The sequence below is a fragment of the Sphingomonas nostoxanthinifaciens genome (assembly GCF_019930585.1).
Classification (GTDB): Bacteria; Pseudomonadota; Alphaproteobacteria; order Sphingomonadales; family Sphingomonadaceae; genus Sphingomonas_I; species Sphingomonas_I nostoxanthinifaciens.
In genome coordinates this window covers 2,472,892-2,497,081 of sequence record NZ_CP082839.1, presented here as the reverse complement: position 1 = coordinate 2,497,081, position 24,190 = coordinate 2,472,892, and the positions used below count along the sequence as shown (strand labels likewise).

General features: G+C 60.8%; 19 protein-coding genes, 1 tRNA gene and 1 pseudogene. 7 read left to right on the top strand and 14 right to left on the bottom strand.

Annotation, left to right across the window (positions count from 1 at the left end; translation table 11 throughout):
- Nucleotides 1-22: 22 nt before the first annotated feature.
- The 6 genes from K8P63_RS11845 to K8P63_RS11820 form a co-directional block, all read right to left on the bottom strand.
- Nucleotides 23-1,537 (bottom strand): acetyl-CoA hydrolase/transferase family protein, encoded by a 1,515-nt coding sequence (locus K8P63_RS11845; protein WP_223796238.1) that lies wholly within the window; start codon nt 1,535-1,537, stop codon nt 23-25.
- A 354-nt stretch (nt 1,538-1,891) separates the two neighbouring features.
- The gene (locus K8P63_RS11840; protein ID WP_223796237.1) at nt 1,892-4,189 is read right to left on the bottom strand and encodes a heavy metal translocating P-type ATPase; all 2,298 of its coding nucleotides are present in this window, start codon (nt 4,187-4,189) and stop codon (nt 1,892-1,894) included.
- Between the two features lie 1,017 nt (nt 4,190-5,206).
- Entirely contained in the window at nt 5,207-7,657 is a 2,451-nt protein-coding gene (locus K8P63_RS11835) for a phosphoketolase family protein (RefSeq protein WP_223796236.1), read from the bottom strand.
- Nucleotides 7,658-7,740: 83 nt separating this feature from the next.
- On the bottom strand, nt 7,741-8,412 hold the full coding sequence (locus tag K8P63_RS11830; protein WP_223796235.1) for an NAD(P)H-dependent oxidoreductase: 672 nt from the start codon (nt 8,410-8,412) through the stop codon (nt 7,741-7,743).
- Nucleotides 8,413-8,444: 32 nt separating this feature from the next.
- Nucleotides 8,445-9,131 (bottom strand): NAD(P)H-dependent oxidoreductase, encoded by a 687-nt coding sequence (locus K8P63_RS11825; protein WP_223796234.1) that lies wholly within the window; start codon nt 9,129-9,131, stop codon nt 8,445-8,447.
- Nucleotides 9,132-9,988: 857 nt separating this feature from the next.
- On the bottom strand, nt 9,989-11,179 hold the full coding sequence (locus tag K8P63_RS11820; RefSeq protein ID WP_223796233.1) for an acetate/propionate family kinase: 1,191 nt from the start codon (nt 11,177-11,179) through the stop codon (nt 9,989-9,991).
- 493 nt (nt 11,180-11,672) lie between these two features.
- Here K8P63_RS11820 and K8P63_RS11815 point away from each other — a divergent pair, with 493 nt between their 5' ends.
- The 3 genes from K8P63_RS11815 (at nt 11,673) to K8P63_RS11805 (ending at nt 14,383) form a co-directional block, all read left to right on the top strand.
- Nucleotides 11,673-13,280: a PAS domain-containing sensor histidine kinase gene (locus K8P63_RS11815; protein WP_223796232.1), complete on the top strand. Its 1,608-nt coding sequence runs from the start codon at nt 11,673-11,675 to the stop codon at nt 13,278-13,280.
- The gene (locus K8P63_RS11810; RefSeq protein WP_223796231.1) at nt 13,270-13,893 is read left to right on the top strand and encodes a response regulator transcription factor; all 624 of its coding nucleotides are present in this window, start codon (nt 13,270-13,272) and stop codon (nt 13,891-13,893) included. Before K8P63_RS11815 ends, K8P63_RS11810 begins: the two co-directional genes overlap by 11 nt.
- Before the next feature lie 91 nt (nt 13,894-13,984).
- Complete coding sequence (locus tag K8P63_RS11805) at nt 13,985-14,383, top strand: response regulator (RefSeq protein WP_223796230.1); 399 nt, start codon at nt 13,985-13,987, stop codon at nt 14,381-14,383.
- 606 nt (nt 14,384-14,989) lie between these two features.
- Here the strand turns inward: K8P63_RS11805 and K8P63_RS11800 are convergent.
- From K8P63_RS11800 to K8P63_RS11785, 4 genes and pseudogenes are all read right to left on the bottom strand, one after another.
- A pseudogene (locus K8P63_RS11800) lies at nt 14,990-15,222 on the bottom strand (L,D-transpeptidase family protein); the annotation flags it as partial.
- Nucleotides 15,223-15,335: 113 nt separating this feature from the next.
- Entirely contained in the window at nt 15,336-16,640 is a 1,305-nt protein-coding gene (locus K8P63_RS11795; protein ID WP_223796229.1) for an NRAMP family divalent metal transporter, read from the bottom strand.
- 86 nt (nt 16,641-16,726) lie between these two features.
- The gene (locus K8P63_RS11790; protein WP_223796228.1) at nt 16,727-16,936 is read right to left on the bottom strand and encodes a hypothetical protein; all 210 of its coding nucleotides are present in this window, start codon (nt 16,934-16,936) and stop codon (nt 16,727-16,729) included.
- A 66-nt stretch (nt 16,937-17,002) separates the two neighbouring features.
- A complete protein-coding gene (locus K8P63_RS11785; protein ID WP_223796227.1) occupies nt 17,003-17,422 on the bottom strand; it encodes a GNAT family N-acetyltransferase in 420 nt (139 codons plus the stop codon).
- A gap of 586 nt (nt 17,423-18,008) precedes the next feature.
- Between K8P63_RS11785 and K8P63_RS11780 the strand changes: the two genes are divergently transcribed.
- On the top strand, nt 18,009-18,725 hold the full coding sequence (locus K8P63_RS11780) for an IS6 family transposase (RefSeq protein WP_223796226.1): 717 nt from the start codon (nt 18,009-18,011) through the stop codon (nt 18,723-18,725).
- Here K8P63_RS11780 and K8P63_RS11775 read toward each other — a convergent pair.
- Complete coding sequence (locus tag K8P63_RS11775; protein WP_223796225.1) at nt 18,715-19,512, bottom strand: transglutaminase family protein; 798 nt, start codon at nt 19,510-19,512, stop codon at nt 18,715-18,717. The genes K8P63_RS11780 and K8P63_RS11775 overlap by 11 nt on opposite strands.
- A gap of 73 nt (nt 19,513-19,585) precedes the next feature.
- Nucleotides 19,586-20,032 (bottom strand): ferritin-like domain-containing protein, encoded by a 447-nt coding sequence (locus tag K8P63_RS11770; RefSeq protein ID WP_223796224.1) that lies wholly within the window; start codon nt 20,030-20,032, stop codon nt 19,586-19,588.
- Nucleotides 20,033-20,495: 463 nt separating this feature from the next.
- Here K8P63_RS11770 and K8P63_RS11765 point away from each other — a divergent pair, with 463 nt between their 5' ends.
- From K8P63_RS11765 to K8P63_RS11755, 3 genes are read left to right on the top strand one after another with little or no spacing between them, the layout of a single operon-like run.
- Complete coding sequence (locus K8P63_RS11765) at nt 20,496-20,969, top strand: DUF3489 domain-containing protein (protein ID WP_223796223.1); 474 nt, start codon at nt 20,496-20,498, stop codon at nt 20,967-20,969.
- Between the two features lie 2 nt (nt 20,970-20,971).
- The gene (locus tag K8P63_RS11760; protein ID WP_223796222.1) at nt 20,972-21,388 is read left to right on the top strand and encodes a DUF2924 domain-containing protein; all 417 of its coding nucleotides are present in this window, start codon (nt 20,972-20,974) and stop codon (nt 21,386-21,388) included.
- Nucleotides 21,381-23,045, top strand: a complete 1,665-nt coding sequence (locus K8P63_RS11755; protein WP_223796221.1) for a recombinase family protein — start codon at nt 21,381-21,383, stop codon at nt 23,043-23,045. The genes K8P63_RS11760 and K8P63_RS11755 overlap by 8 nt, the downstream gene beginning before the upstream one ends.
- Nucleotides 23,046-23,302: 257 nt before the next feature.
- On the opposite strand, the gene K8P63_RS11750 is transcribed toward K8P63_RS11755, so the two are convergent.
- Both K8P63_RS11750 and K8P63_RS11745 read right to left on the bottom strand, forming a co-directional pair.
- Nucleotides 23,303-23,389 (bottom strand) — tRNA-Leu (locus K8P63_RS11750).
- A 100-nt stretch (nt 23,390-23,489) separates the two neighbouring features.
- A complete protein-coding gene (locus K8P63_RS11745) occupies nt 23,490-24,143 on the bottom strand; it encodes a zinc-ribbon domain-containing protein (protein WP_223796220.1) in 654 nt (217 codons plus the stop codon).
- Nucleotides 24,144-24,190 lie beyond the last annotated feature (47 nt).

Genomic DNA, 24,190 nt, shown 5'->3' with positions numbered 1-24,190 from the left:
CGGAACGGTATGTTGTTCTCGATCAGGCCCGCATGGTGCCCGTATCGATATAGCGCTGGTGCCAGGCCAGCGCCTCACCTGGCAGCATGGGGGCCTGTAGTCCGTAAGAGCCGGCTTTGGCCCGCCGATAATAGTCGCGCAATGCCGGCCGGTAATCCGGATGGGCGCAGCGTTCGATGACCAGTTCTGCGCGCTGCTTTGGGCTGAGACCACGCAGATCGGCCAAGCCCTGCTCGGTCACGATCACCTGCACGTCCTGTGTGATATGATCCACATGGCTGACATGCGGTACGATCGCCGAGATCGCACCATCCTTGACGGTTGAGGGCGTCATGAAGACGGAGATATAGGCATTGCGGGCGAAATCTCCCGAGCCGCCGATGCCGTTCTGGATGCGCGACCCCATCACGTGCGTCGAATTGACGTTGCCGTAGATGTCGGCTTCGATGAGCCCGTTCATCGCGATGCAGCCGAGCCGACGGATCAGTTCGGGGTGATTGCTGATCTCCTGCGGGCGCAGGATCATCCGGTCTCGATATTGGCCCATGTCGGCATTGATCCGTGCCGCCGCCTCGGGGCTCAGCGAGAAGGCGGTGGCCGACGCCAAGCGCAGCTTGCCCGCATCCAGAAGATCCAACATGCCGTCCTGGATCACTTCGGTATAAGCCTTCATGTCCTCGAACGGGCTGTTGAGCAGGCCGGTCAGGACGGCGTTGGCGATGTTGCCAACGCCGGATTGGAGCGGCAGCAGCGAAGGCGGCAGCCGACGGCGACCAACCTCATGCGTCAGGAATTCGAGGAGATGTCCCGCGATGGCTGAAGCCGCTACATCAGGCGGCGAGAAAGGCGCGTTGCGATCGGGCGCATCGGTCTCGACGACCGCCAGGATCTTGTCCGGGTCGCACCGGAACCAGGGCTCGCCGATCCGGTCGTCGGCGCGCACGAGCGGGATCGGAATGCGATGCGGAGGCAATGCAGTACCATAATAGATATCATGCATCCCTTCGAGTGCCGGGTTCTGCCACCTGTTCACCTCTAGGATCACACCATGCGCGCGATCGAGCCAGGTTTTGTTGTTGCCAACCGATGAGGACGGGATGAGGCTGCCATCCTCACGGATCCCAGACACTTCGATTACGGCGACGTCGAGGGGCCCAAGGAAGCCCTGCCAGGCGACAGGCGCGACCTGGCTTAGATGCATGTCGAGATAATCCATCTCGCCACGATTGATCCGCTCGCGAGCAATCGGATCGGAATTGTAGGGCAGGCGGAACTCGATGCCGTCCGCCTTGGCGAGCGCGCCGTCCAGCTCGGGGCCGGTCGAGGCACCAGTCCAGACCCTCACACGCATTCGCTTGCCGGCTGTATGCTCGGCCTCGATACGCGCGGCGAGAGCGGCGGGCACCGCTTTGGGATAGCCCGAACCCGTGAAGCCGCTCATCCCCACGGTCATGCCATCGGAAATGAACGAAGCCGCTTCATCGGCGGTCGTGACGCGCCGGGCTAGAGTTGAATGCGATATGCGGCCCACTGTCATGGCAGATGCTCTTCCCTTGGTCGCCTGAGGCTTATGACGCAAAAACTTGCCTCAACCGTGCTGCGGGGGAGGTCACGCACCCAACACCGTTTCGATCCGTTTCTATAGCGGAACGGTATGCGCCGCTTCCATCGCGACTGCGTCGCCGTCGATCATTGCCTTCCTTCGGCGCCGCCGCTCCCGACACGTCCGGGCATAAGCGGCCCGATGTCTCCGCCTGCGGTCACAGTGAGGTCTGCCAAGACCGCGGGATTGGGATGAAGGCGAACGCTTGCAGAAATCACTTCAATATTTCTAAGCGGATATTGTTTGTTGCGGAAATGCACGTGTCGCAGTTTCGCTAATAGTCGTTGGTCACTTCTCGAGGCGTACATTATTCAATCGAAGCGCGTTTGCGACCACGATAAACGACGATAGCGCCATCGCAGCCCCTGCTAACATCGGAGACAGAAGAATCCCGGCTATTGGATAAAGTACACCTGCCGCAATCGGTATGCCGACGCCATTAAACAAAAAGGAGAAGAACAGGTTCTGGCGAATGTTTGCCATCGTCGCGCGGGCAAGGCGCCGTGCGCGGACCATCGCTGACAGGTCGCCTTTGGTCAGCGTTAGTCCAGCGCTCTCAATCGCGACGTCGGTCCCAGTGCCCATCGCCACGCCAACGTCGGCGGCGGCGAGTGCGGGCGCGTCGTTGATGCCGTCGCCCGCCATCGCCACCCGTGCGCCCTTCGCCTTAAGTTCGCTTACTATCCCGGCCTTATCGGCGGGGCGGAGATCAGCATGGACCTCATCGATCCCGCCGATGGCGTTCGCCACCGCTTGCGCAGTACCGCGTCCGTCGCCGGTCAGCATCACGATGCGCAGCCCCTCCGCGCGCAGCGCGGCGATGGCCTCGCGGGCTGAAGGCTTGATCGGGTCGGCGACGACGATCAGTCCTGCAGCGCGCCCGTCGACTGCAATTAGTATCACGCCCGCACCGTCGCTGCGGTGCTGTTCGGCCCGCAATGCCAGGGTATCGACCGATGCCCCGACATGGCGCATCTGCGCAACATTACCAACGACAACCAAGCGGCCGCCAACTGTGCCGCTGATGCCTGTCCCCGTTTGGGAATCGAAGTTCTCGACCGATTCAAAGGCAAGCCCGCGCTCACGCGCACCGGCGAGAATCGCCGCAGCAAGCGGATGCTCCGATCGAGCTTCGACGGCCGCCGCCAGTACCAAGAGTTCGGCACTCGCGAACCCTTGTACCGGCTCTACCGCGACCAGTTTCGGTTTGCCCTCGGTCAGCGTGCCGGTCTTGTCCATCACCAGCGTGTCTACGGAGTCGAGAGCTTGCAGTGCTTCGGCATTCTTGACAAGCACACCCGCTTTAGCGCCGCGTCCGGTGCCCACCATGATCGACATTGGCGTGGCGAGACCAAGTGCGCAGGGACAGGCGATTATGAGGACGGCGATGGCGTTTAACAGAGCGTGGCCAAAGCGCGGTTCCGGGCCGATCAAATTCCAGACGACGAACGTCAGGACCGCAACGAATAGCACCAACGGCACGAACCACGCGGAGATCCGGTCAGCCACGGCCTGGATGGGTGCTCGGCTGCGCTGTGCCTCAGCCACCATCGAGACAATGCGGGCGAGCATAGTCTCGGAGCCGATCGCCTTTGCCTCCATGATTAGGCTGCCGGTGCCGTTAACCGCGCCTCCGGTCAGTGCCGCGCCGGGCGCTTTTGGCACTGGAGCGGGCTCGCCGGTGAGCATCGATTCATCGACCGAAGACCGGCCAGCAAGGACCACGCCATCGACCGGGATTGCTTCGCCCGGTCGCACGCGCAGGTGATCTCCCGTTGCGACCGCACCCAGCAATACGTCGCTTTCGGCCCCGTCCGCGGCGATGCGCCGCGCAGTCTTGGGGGCCAGATTGAGCAGTGCGCGTATTGCCCGGCCAGTTGCCGCACGGGCGCGCAATTCTAGCACCTGACCGAGCAGCACGAGCGCAACCACGACGCCGGCCGCCTCATAATAGACGGGAACCGTTCCACCATGCACGCGAATGCTTGCAGGGAATGCGCCGGGCACGACGGTTGCGACTAAGCTGTACAGGAACGCCGCGCCGACCCCGACCGCGATCAGCGTGAACATGTTGAAGCGGCGGCTCTCAAGCGATGCCCAACCGCGCTGGAAAAAGGGCAAGCCTGCCCACAGCACGATTGGCGCGGTCAGCGCGAGCTGCATCCATGACGACCAGAGCTTCGGGACGAGATGCAGCCCCGTCATCTCAGCGCCCATCGACAGCAGCAGGATTGGTACCGCAAGCACGGCGCTCACCCATAATCGGCGGGTGAAATCGGCCAGTTCGGCGCTGGGGCCTTCGTCGGCGCTAGGCTCCGCGGGCTCGAGCGCCATCCCGCAGATCGGGCATGATCCGGGTCCCGGACGTCGGATCTCGGCATGCATCGGACACGTCCAAACCGAGGCCGGCGCAGGTGAAGGTACTTGAGCGAGCTTGGCATTGACATATTTCGCCGGCAAGGCTGCGAACTTCGAGCGACAGCCCGCACTGCAGAATTGGTAGGTTTGACCGTTGTAATCGGCGCGGTGCGGCGTCGCCGCCGCGTCGATGGTCATCCCGCAGACCGGATCCCTCACCATCGACATAAGCTCGGCCCGGGGCGCTTTCCAACAGCTGCCATGAGCAGGATAACCGTGCATCCCGAATTGCTGCAGGCGATCACAGATTGGCCGCGGATTGTGAGGGTAAAGCTCCTGTCTCTGAGCGGGGCTGCAACCGGCAACTTGGCGGCTCTACTAGGAAACGGTGGGACATGCCGCATCATGCCCGTGCAAGTGAGAACGGCTTACAAGCTTTTCGGATGCCTGGGCGTGACATCCAAAACGGCGGGCCGCTACCTGCAACAAGCATCAAGTCGACATTAGTTGAGGTTGGCAACGACCCACTCGCTTTCTTGAGAACCTGAGTGACGTAAGGTTGCGGATGATGGCTGAGTCTTCGATATCTCATCGCGGCGATATAGGTAATTTCCCGATTGCCCGACGCCTAAGCGCGGTCATACCGCGGCAGGATGACCCCCGCCAATCGATCTGCCATCCGACGTTTTGCGCTTAAACGGCCATCTTGATTGCCTTTGCGCTACCGCAGTGGCGCCACGGCATTGCACTAACTCTAAGTATTCTGTTCGGCATAGCCAGCGTTATCGATATTGCTATGGCCATCTATGCTAGGAGCCCGATTGGGCATTTCCATCTGACATATTGGGATGAGGCGGCGGTTATGGCGCTCATGAGCGGTGTCGCCGTATATATCGCAACACATTAGCCAACAAATCGGGCCGCTCAGCGAGCTGGGGCGCTATCCCGAGGCCCGATCGGCAAGCCCTAATCTGCCATCGACTGGAATCAAGAAATGTCCTCAGCGCCGAGATTCAAGAAAAAGCGGCGCTTTCCCTTGCTGTTGGAGCGTTGGATCCCGAGGGATCCTAGTGGAATGCCTTGCGTGGGTCGGCATTCGCTGGAAAAGCGAGCGCGAAAGCAACATATCCGTTCATAGTGGAGCAAAAGAAACAACCCAATGACACGCTGTAGAATGCCGCAGGTTACGGACGCAAACACGGTTAAGGTGCCGATCGATCCTCCTGTTGCGCTACCCTTTTTGGATCAGAAATCGGTTCGTAAACCGGACTGCGGATATGCGATACAGTTGTCGCCCTCGTCGTCTCGGTCGGACCAGATCCAGTCCCTGATTTCGGGAAGGTCGTCGAAATGCTCTCGGATATAGGTTTCGTGCCGTTCGAGCAGGTCATTGCAGTGGCGCACCAGCGCACCATTGGCCGCAAGCGCACCTGGCACGTAGCGGAGGACATCGAGGCAAAGGTGAAGCCGGCTCATCTCATTGAGAACTACCATGTCAAAAGGCGTGGTGGTGGTGCCTTCTTCCAAATAGCCGCGAACGTGGAAACGGTCATGCGCGGATCGCCCATGCAGGAGATCGTGGATGACACCGGGATAGCCGTGAAAAGCCAACACCACGGGGACATTGCCTGTGAAAATTTCAATGAAGTCTGCATCGCTCATCCCATGCGGATGTCGATCGGCCGGGCAGAGCCGCATGAGATCGACGACATTGACAACCCGCACCTTGAGATCGGGGGCGAAGCGCCTCAACATCCAGGCCGCTGCGATGGTCTCCTGTGTTGGAACGTCTCCGGCGCAAGCAAGGACGATGTCTGGCGTGTCGGCCTGGTTGCTGTACATGTCCCAGATGCTCACTCCTCGCGCGCAATGCGCGTCGGCCTCCTCCATCGTCAGCCATTGCAGCTGCGGCTGCTTGTCGATGACTATAAGGTTCAAATAGTTGCGGCTCTGGAAGCAGTGATCGGCGACCGATAGCAGGCAATTGGCGTCCGGCGGAAGATATACACGCGCAACCACTGGTTTGCGGTGAATGATTGTATCAATGAAACCAGGCCCCTGATGACTGAAGCCATTATGGTCGTTGCGCCAGCAGGTTGACGTGAGCAAATAGTTGAGTGAGGGAACATCAGCCCGCCAAGACACACGGCGGGCATGTTCAATCCACTTGGCATGCTGCATCGCCATGGAATCGATGATCATCGCAAAAGCTTCGTAGGTCGCAAACAAGCCGTGCCGGCCGGTCAGGGTGTAGCCTTCAAGCCAACCATGGCAGCAATGCTCGCTCAATACCTCCATCACGCGGCCATCATGGGATATGTGGTCGTCACCGGTTTCGATCTCGCTCACAAGGCAGCGATCGGTAACGTCGAAGACCGCGCCCAGCCGGTTCGAATTGGTTTCGTCTGGGCAAAAAAGACGAAAATTGTGGGGATTATCGCGATAGATATCGCGCAGATACTGGCCAAGAACGGCGGTGGATCCGAGCCGCTCCGCGGCGCGTCGGACGAACCGGATTTGATAGTCGCTATAAGTCGGAAGCTTGAGAGCTTTGGTCAAAAGGCCGCCGTTGGCCTGCGGATTGGAGCCCATGCGCCGGTCGCCCTCCGGCGCCAGCGCAGCGATCTCAGGCTGGAGCCGCCCCCGAGCATCGAACAACTCGTCGGGACGATAACTTCGCATCCAGTCTTCCAGGATACGAAGATGTTCAGGATTTGACCGCACTTCGGAGACCGGAACCTGATGCGCGCGAAACGTGCCTTCGATTTTCACGCCATCAACGACTTTGGGACCCGTCCACCCTTTCGGCGTCCTCAGCACGATCAGCGGCCAGACCGGACGGTCCTTCAAGCCGTCCGCGCGAGCGTGGCTCTGGATATCTCGGATCTGCAGAACTGCCGTCTCCAATGCCCCGGCAAACTGTTGATGAACGAGGACCGGATCTTCGCCCTCAACAAAAACCGGCGCATAACCCTGGCCTTCGAAAAACTTGGCAAGATCGGCGTCACTATGACGCGCCCAAACGGTCGGGCCGGATATCTTATGGCCGTTGAGATGGAGGATCGGCAGCACCGCACCGTCGCGGATCGGATTGAGGAAATCGACGCCCTTCCAGCTTCCGGCCAAGGGGCCAGTCTCAGATTCGCCGTCTCCAACCACCGCCGCCACTAACAGGTCGGGATTGTCCATGACCGCCCCAAAGGCGTGGAGGAGCACATATCCGAGTTCGCCGCCCTCATGGATCGATCCAGGTGTCGGGACGCTGACGTGGCTCGGCACTCCGCCCGGTGTCGAAAATTGGCGGAACAGGCGAAGCATTCCAGGTTCGTCCCGCGTGATTGTCGGGTAGAAGTCGGTATAGCTTCCTTCCAGCCAGACGTTGGCGATGAGGGCGGGGCCGCCATGGCCCGGCCCAGCCATATAGATCGCATCAAGCGCATATTTGCGGATCAGCCGGTTGAGGTGGACATAAACAAGATTGAGACCCGGTGAGGTGCCCCAATGGCCAAGCAACCTCGGCTTGATATGGTCGACCGTCAGCGGTTCACGCAGCAGCGGATTGGCCGAGAGATAGATTTGTCCAACGTTCAGGTAATTGGCGGCCCGCCACCACGCGTCCGTCCAGCGTAGTTCATCTCGATCGAGCGGGCCTACGGCGTCGGAGTGGGTAAAACCTGGATTTGCGACCTCGGTCATAAGTGTTCCATCAACCTGTTTTAGGCAGCCCAAGTCTGCGTGTTCTATATGGCAACGCTGCAACCGGAAGTGGTTCGCCGCTGTCAGCTGCGATCCGCTGAGAATTGCCTGTTCGATCCCGCGTGCCGCTCCGCCGCGAGCATGGCACAAACCTTCCTCGCGCGTTCGAACACTTCATAAAGAGCCTGATCGACGAAGCGCTTTGAATTTCCTTCGACGACTCCGCCGAGATGGAGATGTTCGCACGAACGCGCGGCGAGGGCGTTGCGAAGATAGTCGCCAACCAAGGTTCGAAGCGATTGGACCTGACCTTGCTCATCGAGCCAGACGTCGCGCGTGGCCGAGCTCGTGATGTTAAGCATATGCTGTCCACTCAGCACGCTTTCCCCTGCACGATCTTGGATCGCACGCGCTGTGACGCCCGCTCCAATCACACGGTCAATGTAGCCGATCATCATTGCGGGGGGCATGGCGAACCAGATGGGATACACAAAAGTATAGATGTCCGCGCCGCGAATAACTGCCAGTTCGGCCTCGACGTCTGGCGACAGCCGAACGCCTTGCTTCTGAGGCCGTTCGTCGTCCGTTAGAACCGGGTTGAAATCCATCGCGTAGAGATCGCGAACGATCGTCTCTTGCCCACATGAGCAGGCAGTCTCGCAATAGGTACGGACCACGCTGGCATTAAAGCTGTCGGCGTTCGGGTGCGCGAGCACGACAACGTGACGGGGCGAGGCGAAGGCTTGCTGAGACATTAGTTTCTCCTGACCGGAGCCGTCTCGGCCGGTTATTTGCCCGCTCTATGGGCAGGAAGATCATTGCCTCGCGATGCTTGCGCTGCTCGCTCGGCGGTGATGGTCGCGCAAATCCTGCGCGCGCGGTCGTCGACGACCCGTAAGTTCTGGTCAACATACTCCTGATCCAGTCCTTCCACAGTCTCTCCGAAATGAATATCCTGATAGTCACTTATCTGGAAGGCGTGTAGCAGATAGCGGCCGAGCACGCTCCGCAAGGACTCTATTTGGTCCTGCGCGTTAAGCCATTTCTTGCTCGCTCCCGACGATGTGATGTTGACGAGCCGTTGCCCTTTCATCAGCGTCATGGCGGTCCGATCTCGGACGCCCTGTGGCGTAACCCCCGCGCCGAGAACGCGGTCGACATAGCCCTTCATCATAGCTGGCGGCATGCCGAACCAAATCGGGTATACCATCACGAAGACGTCACTGCCCCTGATCGCGTCATGCTCGGCTTCGACGTCTTTCGAGGGCACGAAGCTTTGTCGACCGGGTCGCTCGTGTTCCTTGAGCACGGGGTCGAAACCGATACCGTAAAGATCCCGCACAATGGCTTCCTGACCGCAAGAGCGCACGGCGTCGCAATATGCGTCGGCAATCAGACCGTTGAAGCTGTTACGGCTCGGGTGTGCGAGCACAATGACGTGCCGTGGGCTATAGAAAGCAGGCGGATGTGGCATAGGTGGCTCCTTCCTGCAGGCCGTAAGCTGCTGAGCACGGGCGCGCCTTCCGGGAATCTACTAAGGTCATGACGTGCGGCACGTCGGCGGCCTCTTCCGCCTCCTTGCCCCACAAGCAGGTATCCTGGGCGGCACACATCTTATCCGCATCATTGGGCCGCAACCGCGTTTCGTCCGACGATTGCATCTGAAGCACCACCGTCGCTCTGATCAAGGAAAGGTCGCCCAGCCCGAACCACGTCATGGCATAGGCGATATGGTTGTATCTTTCCCGATGGTGACAGCGTCGAGGCAAATCTGGCGCTCCTGGCGGAGCAGGGATTACTTTGCGCCGATCGGCGATATTGGATTTAACACCCACTGGGCGTCCTATGCTCGGTTGGCCGCGACAATTCGACCCGGCGCGCTCGACTGTCATGCGGACGTTAGTACCGTCGACGACATAGTGGCAGCAGTGCTCGCGGAATCAGCAACTCAGATTTGCGCTGCTAAATTCAGTCCGCCGCCCACAAGCGCTTCTTCACTTGGGAATAGTCGGTCGCTGTTTTGTTCGCGCACGTACGCCTCCCGATGCCGAATGCCCGACGTGTGAAATCCTTTTATATTGCGATGCTGCGGAAGCGCTTGTCCAAGCTTAGTGCGTGAACAAAAACCCGCCCGGACGTGCCGGGCGGGAAAGGTCCGTTCCCGCGAGCAGGGAGGGGATGCTCGCGTCCTGTTGCAATCCTGCTCGAGTCTTTCGCCAACGCCTTTGATCTAGGGCAAAATGACCATTCCATCGACGCGACCCGGCATTCTCGATTACCCGCTTGATCCGTTTAGGTCGGCCGTGGCTCGACCACGGACCTGAGGTTGTTTCAATTCTTGGCCATGGTCCGCGCGCAACCAATCCGCTCGGCGGTATGGAACGCAATCATCCGTTCCTCATCTGTCGGGATGACGCGAACTGTAACGCGGCTGGAAGGTGCGCTGATAACGGGATCCCCTCTATCATTTGCCTTCTCGTCGATCTCCAGACCCAGCCATCCAAGGCGCTGGCCGACGAGCGAACGGATTGCCGGCGCGTTCTCCCCGATACCGGCCGTGAACACGAGCCCGTCCAGTCCGCCGAGCGAGGCGATGAGTGCGCTAGCTTGGCGCGCAATTTGCCAAACGAACAGCTCAATCGCCTCGCGTGCGAACGGGGCATCGCTATCGAGCAACACGCGCATGTCACTGGACAGGCCTGAGACACCGAGCAAACCGGATTCGTTATAGAGCAGATGTTCGACAGCATCGGGGATCATGTTTTTCTCTTGAAGGAGAAAAAGCACGGCGCCGGGATCGAGCGCGCCGCAACGGGTGCCCATCACAAGGCCGTCCAGCGCGGTAAAACCCATTGTGGTATCGACGCTTCGTCCGTTTTGCATAGCGCAAAGGCTCGCGCCATTACCAAGATGCGCGACGATGACGCGTCCGCCGAAGCGCGGATCTAACTCGCCCAGTCGACGGGCAATATACTCATACGAGATACCATGAAAACCATAGCGCCGCATGCCTGCCGCCGTGAGGACGCGAGGCAACGCGAGGCGCGTGGCAACTGCGGGTTGCCCATGATGGAAGGCCGTGTCGAAGCAGGCGATCTGAGGCAAGCCGGGGCGCGCGGCCATGATCGTTCGGACCGCAGATAGATTGTGGGATTGGTGTAGCGGCGCTAGTGGACAAAGCGCATCAAGGCGTGAAAGCACATCGGAGTCGATCCGCACCGGTGCGGTAAAGTCCGAGCCGCCATGCACGACTCGGTGGCCCACGGCGACCAGCTCCCTGGCGAACTGTTCTTCGATTTGATCCAGCAGAGTTACAAGGAGGGTCTCATGCGTGGCTTTGTTGGCCTCGGGCCAGCGTTGTTCTGCGATTGTCGCGCCTTCTGCGTCGCGCAGGATCAGATGCGGTTCGAGGCCGATATCCTCGATCTGGCCTGCGACAATCCGCCGAGCCACCGGGACAGAAGCGAAAACCGCGAACTTCAGGCTCGACGACCCGGCATTGAGGCAGAGAATCTCGCCCATCAGGTGCTCCGCGCCACGCTAGCAGCACGCGCTGAACTGCAAGGCACATGTGGCATCCGCATGCGGTCTGCCCGGTTGGTCAGCCCGCGCACGATGCCGTCGGCGTCGATAAGAAAGGTGCGTTGTTCAGAAATCATATTACCCGTTTGCAGATCCGGCGTTATCGAACAATGAGAATGGTCGCCTGGGCGAAACGACCCCTGTCTCGCGTGGCGATATGGTGATCGCACGAACCAATATTTGCGTTATCGGGCCTATCGGGCCAGGTTCCAGCGCGGTCGATTGCCCCCGTTCATACTGCGAAACTCCGTGCAGGCTTACTTGCGCGATTGCCCGTCCCGCAGCCATCGCACACTCCGTAAATTCCCTTGATGAGCCCGCTCGCGATAGTTTCACGAAAGGCAAAGCTGGGCCGCCAAGCGAGCGGAAAGCGCATCGCTCGAAACATCTCAACGCGCTATAAATCGATGGCTGATCAGCCTAAAATGTCGTCATGGCCGATGACACTCCACCTATGCGACCGGACGTATCCATCAGGCCAAAGCGGGCACAAATTTACCGCCACGGCGGGCGCATCGACAGTTTGGCGGCGCGTGCCGAAGTGATCGCGGTCGAGCTTGGGCTGCTCATCGACAGTGCGACGAACTACGCTATCTACATGCTCGACGCCGCCGGCAATGTCGCGGTTTGGAACGACGGTGCCGAGCGAATCAAGGGCTGGTCTGAAGAAGAAGTTCTCGGCCAGCATTGCTCGATCTTCTATCCACAGGACGAAATAGCATCTGGAAGGTGCGAAAGCGATCTTTTGCGCGCACGCACACTTGGTCGCATCGAAGAGGAAGCGTGGAGGGTCAAGAAGGATGGGTCGGAGTTTCTGGCTCATGTCACGATAACTGCCCTAACCGATGATGCGGGCGATCTGATCGGATACGGTAAAGTCTTGCGCGACATCACCGACCAGCGCGCAGCCGAGCGCGCGCTGGAGGCTAGGGAATCGCAACTTGCCTCCATCCTCGGCACCGTTCCCGATGCGATGATCATCATTGATGATCAGGGAACGGTCCAGTCGTTCAGTACCGCTGCCGAGCGCCTGTTTGGCTATTCAGAGCCGGAGATGCTCGGCAAGGATATAGGCATTCTCATGCCCTCGCCCGATCGCGAGCGACATTCGGGGTATATCTCGCGATACTTGGCAACTGGAGAAGCCCGCATCATCGGTACGACCCGTCGGGTTATCGGTCAGCGTAAGGACGGTTCGACGTTTCCGCACGAGCTGGCCATCGGGGAAGCGACCGGTGGGGGACGCCGGCTATTTACCGGGTTCATTCGGGATCTGACGGAACGGGAAGCGACGCAAGCGCGGCTCAACGCGCTCCAAGCCGAGCTCATCCATGTTGCCAGGGTCAGCGCGATGGGGGCAATGGCTTCGACCCTCGCTCATGAACTCAATCAACCAATAACCGCTGTGATCTCCTACGCGGAGGGCGCCCGCGAGCTGCTTACCGAGCCTAACGAGGACAATGTCGCCACTGTGCGCGACGCACTTTCAGATGCCATTGCGGAGGCAATTCGTGCAGGGCAGATCGTGCGCCGCCTGCGGGCTTTCGTTGCCCGCGGCGAAGTAGAGAAGGCGATCGAGGATCTGCCGAAGCTGGTGGAAGAAGCGTGCAGGCTCGGCCTGGTCGGCACGCGGTGCGACGGCGTCGAGGTGGTCATGACCCTCGACCCGCGCGCCAGCCCGGTTCTGGTAGACCGCGTTCAGATCCAGCAAGTGATCGTCAATCTCGTGCGGAATGCGGTAGAGGCGATGATGGACCAGCCGGTGCGCCGGATTACGATTGAGACGGCCTTCCGGTTGCCCAACTGGGCAGAGGTTTCGGTGCAAGACACCGGCCCCGGCCTCGCACCGGAGGTGGCTGCGGAGCTGTTTCGCGCCTTTCTGAGTACGAAACAGGAGGGTATGGGCTTGGGATTGTCGATTTGCCGCACAATCGTCGAAGCGCATGGCGGGCGCATCGGAGCGGACGCTTGCCAGGACGGCGGCACGCGCTTCCATTTTACATTGATGCTGGCAGCCGAGGAGACAAGCGTTGAGCGATAAGCCTCTTGTCCACCTCATAGACGACGAGGAATCGGTCCGGCGCTCCACGTCCTTCAATCTGCGGGTTTCGGGGTATGAGGTGAAGACATATGTTTCGGGAATCGAGTTTCTGAAAGTCGCCCAATCGGTAATGCCAGGGTGCGTGCTACTCGACATTCGTATGCCGGACATGGACGGCCTTGAGGTTCAAGAACAGCTTCGCGCGCGCGGCATCGCTATGCCGGTCGTGGTTCTGACAGGACATGGTGATGTTCCGCTGGCGGTGCGCGCGATGAAGGCGGGCGCGGTCGACTTCCTCGAAAAGCCGTTCGAGAAGGCCGTCTTGGTAGCGGCGATCGCGCGAGCCGTGGAGCGGCTCAACGACACTGGTCGGCGAATTGAGGATCGCGCGGAAGCACAGCTTTGTATCGGCGCTCTCACTGCGCGGGAGCGCGATGTCCTTGAAGGTTTGGCGAACGGGCATCCGAACAAGACCATCGCCTACGACCTCGACATCAGTGCGCGAACGGTGGAAGTCCACCGTGCCAACCTGATGAGCAAGCTTCGCGCGCAGAGCCTTTCCGAGGCGTTACGTATCGCGTTTGCTGCCGGCATGCCGAATGAGGAGCACTAGTAGCTCTACGTAGCGAGTCCCCGCCTTTACCCTGCCAGTGTAGCAGTTTGACGCGGTCTAGTCCCGTGACTGCACACGGAAGGGTACGGACATGAGAGGGCTAATCGAGCGACCTACTCCTACGGCTTCAGAAACACTTCTCCTAGTAGACGACGATCCGCCTACGCGAAGATCGCTCCAGCTTCGCCTTCGCGGATGCGGCTACATTGTTCGAGCTTATGGGGATGGCCGCAATGCTTTAGCGGATCCGATTGCGCAGACTGCAATTTGCCTCATTACGGATAATGAGATGGCGAGTATCGACGGTATATCTTTGATGCGATCGTTCAGGGCATTAGGATGGTTGGGTGTTGCTATCCTGATGACCAGCATCGATGGCGAAGAGGCGAAGTCCGAAGCGATAGCCGCGGGCTTCGCAGCAGTGATCCAGAAACCTATCGAGGGCTACCGGCTGGTCGATGTTGTCGATCGCGCCCTGATGCATAGCTGAGGCGCTCGACAAGCTTCAATCGACGGCGTGCAACAGTATGGTACTGGCAGAGATCGCCATAATCTAATGCCCGAAATGACGGGCACGCGCGACTCGCGAAGGCCTGCCTTGTTGACAACCAGATCGAAATGGCGCGCCAAGCGGGTGACTTTGTTGCTGACAAATGCCCACCTCGGCCGCAGATATACGATCCACAAAATGCGGTCGAGGGACTGTCATGAGACAGCAGCGCTAGGCCCCGCGTACTCAACAGAAGATCACACGTGACCCCATCCAATACCCATTCCCGCAGCCGATTATGGCTATAAGTGCCGGCTACAATTAGATCCGCACCCTGCTCGTTTACTTTCTTGGCCAGACTGTGCACGTTTGAGCCCTGAGCCTCAGATGCTTCGGTTTCAACCACTACGCCATGGCGGCCGAGCAATGGGCGATATCCACGAGATGTTCGCGTGCTTCGGCGATGCGATCGGCATGCGCGAATTCGACGACGACGACATGGCGCGGGGCCTGCAGCAGCGGCAATGCTTCCAGCACGGCGCGGCGCGCTTCCCGCGTCTCCTTCCCGCCTACCAGCGCCCGGTCCAACGTGACCGTGGCGACCCCGGCGGAGCATTGGGGCACATTCCAGGGCGGGTTGACGAGTATGCTCCGGACGGTCGATTGAGCATCGGCGTTTCAGCGCCGGGGCGCCCCGTGACCGCGCGCATCGACAGCACGGGCTTATCGCCGTCGAAAAGGGTTAATACAGCGGCGGCGATATTTACCTGAATACGACGTTCTGGAAGCGTCGAAGGCATCTATCGCCAACGTTCCATATTCGCCCTGATGTCGGCCACAGCCAACTTCTGCCGCTATCCTTATGGGCGTCGTCTCGACGCTGCCCTTAGGGATGATACGTAGACGAGTTCGCGCCGACCAAGCGAGAGTACGGGGGAGCCTCCATAAACGTTCAGAGATCTGCTGCATACGGGATGAGAAGGCCTGCTGCAGCAACGGCCATCACCGCCGTCGCGAGCCACCCGATCAGCTTCGATCCGATTGGTAATTGAAAGTTACCCATCACGCGCTTGTTGGTCGACATGATCATCATCAACGCCATGATGGGTACCGCAGCCACGCCATTAATGACGGCGCTCCAGAACAGGGCTTTGATTGGGTCGATTGGAGTGAGATTCATAAGGACGCCGAGCGCGGTTGCGACAGCGATACAAACGTAAAACGCCTTTGCCCGATCAGGCTTCCGCGCCAGCCCCACATGCCAGCCGAGCATCTCCCCCAACGCGTATGCAGACGAGCCGGCGAGAACCGGCAGCGCGATCAAGCCAGTGCCAATAATTCCCGTCGCGAAGACAAAGAATGCGAATTTCCCAGCAATTGGGCGGAGGGCCTGAGCGGCTTGCGACGACGTCTGAATGTCCGTGATGCCATTGGCGTTTAGCGTCGCGGCGGCTGTAATGATGATGAACAATGCGACGCCATTGGAAAGCGCCATTCCCACGTAAGTGTCGATCCGGATGCGCTTTAATTCGGACACCGCCTGCTCGGGGGCGCGCTGTAAGGGCTTTGCATCTGGGCGCTCCCGAACTTCCTCAACCTCTTCCTCCGCCTGCCAGAAAAAAAGATAAGGGCTGATGGTCGTGCCGAGAATGGCAACAACCGCGGTCACATAACTCGTCGAATAGGTGATGGACGGGACGACGAGGCTATGTGCGACCGTGCCCCAAGGCACGTGGACCACGCAAGCGACCGCGACATAGGCAAAAAGCGACAGCGTCAGCCACTTCAGCACTGACACATAGCGCGAGTAGCGCGAAAACACTTCGAGTAGCACCGAAATTCCGCCGAATGCGGCTACGTACAGCAGTGAGGGGCCGCCGATCAGCAGCTTCAGGCCTGCACCCATCGCGCCGAGGTCGGCACCGAGGTTAATCACATTGGCGATTACAACAAGCAACACGACCGAATAGCCGATCGGAGCTGCGTAATGATGTTTGAGGTTGCCCGCGATGCCCCGACCCGTGACCCGACCGATCCTTGCACTGATCTCCTGGATCGCGCACATCAGCGGCCAGGAGAAGAGCATGACCCAGCTTAGGCCGTAGCCAAATTGCGCTCCCACCTGCGAATAAGTAGCAATCCCGCTGGGGTCGTCGTCCGAGGCGCCGGTAATCAGTCCGGGTCCAAGCATCTTAAGGAGCTTCGGACGTTCGGGCTGCTTGACGTCGGCATGAGCGTTGGACGCGGCGGGCTCCATAGGACGCAATCGAACTCCTGCCACGGTTCGTCCACACGATTCGGTGTGCCGACGCCTTTTCTACCTCTCGGCCGCGATTCAGGTGATTAATCCAGCTTGAGCACCGAAACGAGATGGTCTTGCGCTATCGTTTGCTCATGCTCTGGAGCATCAGCGAGCATTTCGTCGGCGACTTGCAATGCCTCGCGCGGGGTGAGCTTGCCGAGCTTGGTTAGAGCCGCAAGCATCTTGAATGGGAGTAGCCGCGCTCGCTCAGCATGTTCAGCCAGCTCGATAAGGTTTGGATTGCCGATCATGATAATCTCTCAACTTGCGCTCGATCACTCGACTCATCGATAAATCGCTGCCGCATTCCAACACGATTAGTCGACGCGCTTGCTCAGAACCATTTCGATAGGACTGGCGGAGCTAAGTCGCGCCACAAAGCCCATCTCCCGCTCAAGAGCGATCGCGATCCGATCGTTGCCGCTTTCGAGCGAGGTCACAGTCGTTAGGCCATGCGCAGCGGCATATTGAAGAACATGTTCGAGCAGTGTCCAACTGACCCCTACGCCTTTCCAATCCGAACGTATTGAAAGGCCGACATCGGCGCTCTTACCATCGAGGTCGTCAATTAGGGTGCAACACGCGATCGGCGCTTCTTTACTGAACGCAATAAAGGTAATGGTGCCGTCGTCGACGGCCAGCATAGGCGTGATCTGCTCATCGCCGATTTGTTGAATGGTTCCAAAAAACCGAAACCGTCGATCCTCTGGGCTGACATGACGAAACAACTCCGTCATTAAGGCCTTATCCGACGCGGTTGCCGGTCGGACATGCACGGTGGCTCCGCCCCGCGTCGTAAGGTCCGCCGACCAGTTAAAGTCCGTGCCTCTAGTCTGGCCTGAGCGAGTTCCTGTTCCGGCAGCTTGCATGGCCTGTCCTCGTTGAGCCGCATGGCGGGGGGGCGAATGTGCCGCGGCTCTTTGAGACGCTCCATACGTATAAACCACAGCACCGGCGGTCCCTACGAACGAGCTCGCATATCGCGAACTCATCGCATAGAACGGTGCTGTCAAATCAACGTGGCATGGGATGATCGTGGCGGTCAGCAAGCTTGAATGCGCCGTAGATCGAGAGCCAAGCCGTACAGCCCATTCCTTTATTTTGGACTTGCCCCCGAAAAGTGGAGAGTTCCCCTGGTGTGAAAGGCGAACTCATCGCCGGGCGGAAAATAAGAGGTCGGAGGATGGCTCGCCTTAATCGTGCGGACGCCGCGACGGGGCGAGCGAAGCGCTGGAGCGTCGGCCGAACGCGTAGGAAGCGGCGATAGGGTGCTGTCAGACCAAATGCACCGCTCGGTAAGGAGGACTGGGTAAGGCGGGCTGGATGCCTCGACCTCGCAAGCCACAGAGCCCATTCCGCTACTTCAACTCGTCACCCGAGGTGATCCGCCTCGTGGTGATGATGTATGTGCGGTTCCCGCTGTCGCTGCGGAACGTGGAGGACCTGCTATTCGAGCGCGGGATCGACATCTGCCATGAGACGGTGCGGCATTGGTGGAACCGCTTTGGTCCGATGTTTGCCGGCGATATCCGTCGGCAGCGGGTGTCTCGCATGCGGGGCTTCCGCCATTGGCGCTGGCACCTCGACGAGATGTACGTGAAGCTCAACGGTGAGATGGTCTACCTCTGGCGAGCCGTCGATCACGAGGGCGAGATCCTCGAAAGCTACGTCACCAAAGGGCGCGACAAGGGCGCAGCGCTTCGCTTCATGAAGAAGGCGCTGAAGCGTCATGGCTCGCCGGAGGCCATCACAACCGACGGGCTGCGCTCCTATCGCGCCGCGATGACCGAGCTTGGCAACGAGGACAAGCAGGAGGTCGGCCGCTGGGCCAACAACCGAGTGGAGAACAGTCACCTGCCATTCCGACGACGAGAGCGAGCGATGATGCGGTTCCGGCGGATGAAGACGCTTCAGAAGTTCGCCTCGGTCCACGCCAACGTCAGCAACCACTTCAATCTCGAACGCCACCTCGTCGATCGCCAGACCTATAAGCTTCGCCGCTCGGCCGCCCTGGCCGAGTGGCAGATCCTTATGAGCTAGGATGCCAGCCGCGAAGACCCAAATGCATCGTCTGGAGACGAGTTCGCATTAGACTGACAGCACCATCGAAGGCGATCCATCCGGCTCCGGGCAAGTAGATCTCGGCCCAGGCGTGCGTCGAGCCGGGATTGTCGGGAGCCTGATCGAGATCGATGAGGTAACCTGAAGCCGCACGCGCACCGAAGCCGAGGTGGCGGGCCGCTTCGATGAACAGACCGGCTATGTCGCGACAGGAGCCGCTGCCGATGTCGAGCGTGTCTGCCGGCGATTGCGTGCCTTCCTCATCCCGCCAACGGTACGTGATGTTGGCGAGCATGCCGATGTTGAGATCCTTGAGCAGCGACAATGTGTCCGTCCGCGACCCCATGACGAAGCCGCGTGCCCAGTCGGCAACGCGCTCGCCACCCGGCTTCAGCCAGTCCGGCTGCGCCAGGCCGCCAAGATCGATGATGTCGTCAAGCGAGTAGGTAAAAGGATAGGCATGGGCCATCGGATCTATGGCGAAGACCGGCCATTCCGGCGCGCGTTGTTCAACCTCGGCAGCTGCGACGATCACCAGTTCGGAGGCCGGTTCATCGAATGTGGCCGCGGCGATGAAATTCCCAAAGACGTCGACGGTCCAAGTCACGTCGGCGTCCGGTTGGAAGCGCAGCGATCTGGACAAGGTCGTCAGATCCTCGCCGTCGTACGGCGTCACAATCAGCCGATGCAGCTGGAGCGTCACCGGGCGCTTGTAGCGGTAGCGCGTCTCGTGACGGATGGTCAGTCGCAATCGACGATCCAGCATTGCGCATCGACCGACGCGCGCAATGTGCGCATAGCGGGGCCGGCTCGATCGGCGGGCCGGCCCCGAACCATCATTATGCCAGACTGTGCTTGAGCGCGCTCATCTGGTCGTGGCCTTGGCGGACCGTCGTGAAGGCCTCGCGGATTACCGCGTTGCTCTCAGCCGCGAGCTCGGCATCGTTGAGGGCATCCTCGAACTTCGCCTTGATGTGGTCTTCGCCACGCTCGACTTCGATGACGATCGCCTTGTCATCGTTCGACGTGAAGGCCTGCTTCAGGTCGAGGAAGGTGCGGTGAGCGGCAGCCAGGAAACTGCTGCCGGTCTCTGACGTGCCGCCCAGACGCGCGACTTCAGCCTGCAAAGCACGAGCGGCTTCGCCACGATCTCGGGCGAAGTCAGCGAACATGGTGGCGAAGCGGGTGCTCTCCGCGTCCTTTGCGGCATCCTCGTAGCCCTTCATGCTGTCGAGAGTCGTCTTCGTCAGGCCGTTGAGGACGGAGATGTCGTGATCGCGGTTCATGGGATTTCCTTGCTGGGAAATGCTTAAAACGATCCCGGGCTTGAGATGGGCCCGCGACAATCAGAGGATTAGGGTCGAAGGTCGTGAAAGGCGGGGTCCATCGAAGAGTGACCCATCGATCATCTCCATCGGGCCGGATCGGCTAATCGAGAGTACGTAGGCCCGGTAAACCAGCAGTTCGGAAATGTGGTTGATCGGGCGTCGGTAATGCTGAACGAGCGGCGGTTTTCTGGGGGCGCCCCGTAGTCGCTGAGCGGCCGGAAGTGGGCCTGACCTGCCGCAAAAGGATATGCGGTGTCCACCAAATCGCGAACTTGTTCAAAAATCGACTGGACTGTCCTCTCGTTTGGAGCGGTAATGTACTCGTGAGCGGCGGCGGCAAGGACGCGGCAAGCACGACCTGGCGGTGCGCCGGGCTTCGGTCAGTGGGGCGGCATAGGGCCGTTTCCGCCGGAGACGATCGATGACCAGCCTTACCGACCTTGAGATTTCGCTGCTGACCAATGCGGCAGCCTTGCCGAACGGCAGCTTGCTGCCGATGCAGGGACTTACCGACCTAAGCGACGTACCGTCAGCGATCGACCACCTGATCGAACTCGGTCTTGCCGCTGCTTTTCCTGTGCGCGCGAAGGCCGACGCTTACCGTGTTGACGGCCGCAAGAAGCTGGGCGCGACGATTACCGCTGAAGGTCGAGCGACGCTCTCAACACTGTCCCAGCCTACCGTGGCGGCGGCCGGCAAGCCGACCAAGGCGGCGCAGGTGGTCGACCTGCTGGCGCGCGATGCCGGCGCGACCATCGCTGAGCTGACGGCAGCAACCGGCTGGTTGCCGCATACGACGCGCGCCGCTTTGTGTGGCCTGCGCAAGAAGGGGCATGCCATCGTCACCGGCAAGCGTGATGACGTGACCTGCTACTCGATCGGACAGGCTGCCTAATCATGGCCCGGCTTTCCGACCAACTGACGGCGCTGGCGACCATGTCGCCAGCGCAGCTGCGCGACGCCTGGCAAGCCGCCTACGATGCTCCCGCACCTAGCCTTTCGGCTGACCTCCTGCGGCGAGGAGTAGGCTACCGGTTGCAGGAGCTGCGGTATGGAGGACTCGGCGTTGCGGCGGCGCGGGCGCTTCAGCGACGGAGCGAAGATGCCACGCCAAAGCCGGCCCAGCCTATGGCGCTTAGCGCAGGCTCCCAGCTGATCCGTGAATGGCAGGGACGGACGATCAGCGTGCTGGTGACCGAGACGGGGTTCCTGTTCGAGGGTAGAGCTTTCGCTTCATTGAGTAGCATCGCGAACCTGGTGACCGGCGCGCACCGGTCCGGCCCTCGCTTCTTCGGGCTCGGCCGCCATGCGTGACGTCAAAGCGAAGCTTCGCACGCGCTGTGCAATCTATACCCGCAAGTCGACCGAGGACGGGTTGGAGCAGGAGTATAACAGCCTTGATGCCCAGCACGATGCCTGTGCTGCTTACGTGCTCAGCCAACGACATGAGGGCTGGACGCTTCTTGCCGATCGCTATGACGATGGCGGCTTCTCGGGCGGCACCATGGAGCGCCCGGGGTTGCAGCGGCTGCTTGGCGATATCGCGGGCGGCAAGGTCGATACGATCATCATCTACAAGGTCGACCGGCTGACCCGCAGTCTCGCCGACTTCGCCAAGATCGTCGATGTGCTCGATAGGGCAGGGGCGAGCTTCGTGAGCGTCACTCAGTCGTTCAATACGACCACCTCGATGGGGCGGCTCACCCTCAACATGCTGCTGTCGTTCGCGCAGTTCGAGCGCGAAGTCACCGGCGAGCGCATCCGCGACAAGATCGCGGCGTCCAAGCGAAAGGGGCTGTGGATGGGAGGACCGGTGCCGCTTGGCTATGACGTGCAGGATCGCAGGCTGGTGGTGAACGAACCCGAAGCTGCACTCGTCCGGCACATCTATCAGCGATATGTCGCACTGCCCTCCGTCAAGGAGCTGATCGTCGAGCTAAACCAGGACGGCCATCGCACCAAGGTCCAGCTGCGCGCGAGTGGGCCTCATAAGGGTGGCGTCGCGTTCCGACGCGGCACGCTCTACCATCTGCTGGCGAACCGCATCTATCTGGGCGACATCGTCCACAAGGGTAATCCGCATCGCGGTGAACATCCCGCGATCGTCACCCAGGCACTGTGGGACGAGGTTCGCGACAAGCTTGCGGCACGCGGCCCGGGCTCGATCGTGAAGCGCGAGAGTCGCGATGGTCGTCTGCTGGTCGCCCTGCTCTACGATGGGCTCGGCCGCGCGATGTCGACCAATCACGCAACCCGAGGGAGCCGGCGCTATCTCTATTATGCGACCCGCAACGCATCGGCGGACCAGCCGGCATGGCGGGTCGGCGCACGCGATCTGGAGCGCGCGGTCATCGGGCGGGTCAAAGAGCTGCTGCTTGATCGCAACCGGATGGCGCGGGCAGCGCTCAAGGTCGATCCGCGCTCGGTCGATCGCATCGTGGCAAAAGCGGCGGGGCTGGCTGAGCGCGAGCGCGATCTGGTTCAGCTTCTGCCGACTATCGTCGAGCGGATCGACCTTGCCGAGGAGCGGGTGACGATCCGCGTGAGCGAGCATCGTCTGCTCCAGGCATTTGGAATGAGCCACCACGATGACCAGATCGCCATCATCATCGATGCTCCGGTTCAGCGCATCCGGCGCGGGCGTGAGCTTCGGCTGGTGTTCGCGGGCGAGCAGGCGGCTCCGGTCCGCGCATCGCCTGATGCCGGGCTGGTCGCGCTGCTTGCCGATGCCATCGACGCACGGATGCTCGTGCTGGCCAACCCAACCGCTTCTATCAACCAGATCGCGGCGACACATGGTCGCTGTCGCAAACGGCTGACGATGCTGCTCAAGCTGAGCTGGCTCGCACCTGAGATCGTCAAAGCGATCCTGGCGGGATGCCAACCCACCACAGTGACCCGCTCCGTACTGACCGAGGTCGATCTACCGATCGCTTGGGCCGCGCAGCGGGCGATGCTGTTGGCAGCATAACGCGCGATCAGAACATAAGCAGAGGGCGCCGCGGGCGCCTTGTGTCGTTCGGGCGGCATGGCCTGATCGCAACGATGCATTGAGGTCTGCGAAATGGCCCGCAGAGACCGAGGCGCCAATCACGCGCAAACAAGCGCTGATCCGAGACCTCGACTGCCACACAGCCTTCGCGGGGAGTGGCAAAGTGCCGGAATTACGGGGCTTATTCCCCGCCATTCCGGCCATGCTCTCAAATAACAACAGCCACTCGGACTGTGTGGTGCGGTCGAGAAGACTCGAACTTCCACGGCCTTTCGGCCACAACGACCTCAACGTTGCGCGTCTACCAGTTCCGCCACGACCGCACATCGAGAAGGGCCCCGGCTGACCGCCGGGGTGCTGGCAGGCGCGAGCCCCTAGCAGAGGGTTTTGCCGCCCGCAATGCCGGTGGCGCACAAACTTGCATCAGGGCGCGTCGGTGCCGGCGAAGCTGACGCTGACGTTGGTCGAGCTGGCCGGCACGTCGACCGCCGCGCCGTCGAACGTCGCCGATGCACCCGGCCCGAGCCGCGGCGTCGGGCGCGCGATCGTCCAGGCATAGACGGTCTTGCCGTGGGCGTCCTTCAACTCGGCGCGGATGTCGGGCACCGGCTGGCTGTCCGACGTCGGGTTCCAGATGCGGCCGGAAACCGCGAACAGCTGGCTGCCGCCCGCGATCATCCGCCAGTCGGGCTGCTTGGTGATCGCGATGCCGAGCGGCACGCGATCCTCCTTCAAACCGAGCCGCGTCGCCACCGGGCCAGGCCCGAATGCGAGGATTGCGGCGGTCACGCCGAGCCCCACCGCGAGCACCGCCAGCAGTAGCAGGATCCACGGCAGCGCGCGTCGGCGCCGGCGTGGCGGGAAGACCGGTTCGTCGGCCGGTTCCGGCACGGGCGCGACGGCTTCGGGCTGCGAAATGGGGGGCGGGGTGAGCGGCGCGACGGGCGCGGCCGGTGCGTGCGGCGGCTCGAACCAGCTCGTGCCGCACGCCCGGCAGCGCACCTTGCGGCCGTTCGCGCCGATCGCACCGTCGGGCACGTCATAGGTCGCGGCGCAGCTTGGGCAGGTCAATTGCATCGCCCCGATAGACCATGTGCCCGCATCGCTCGCAAGCATCGACGCGC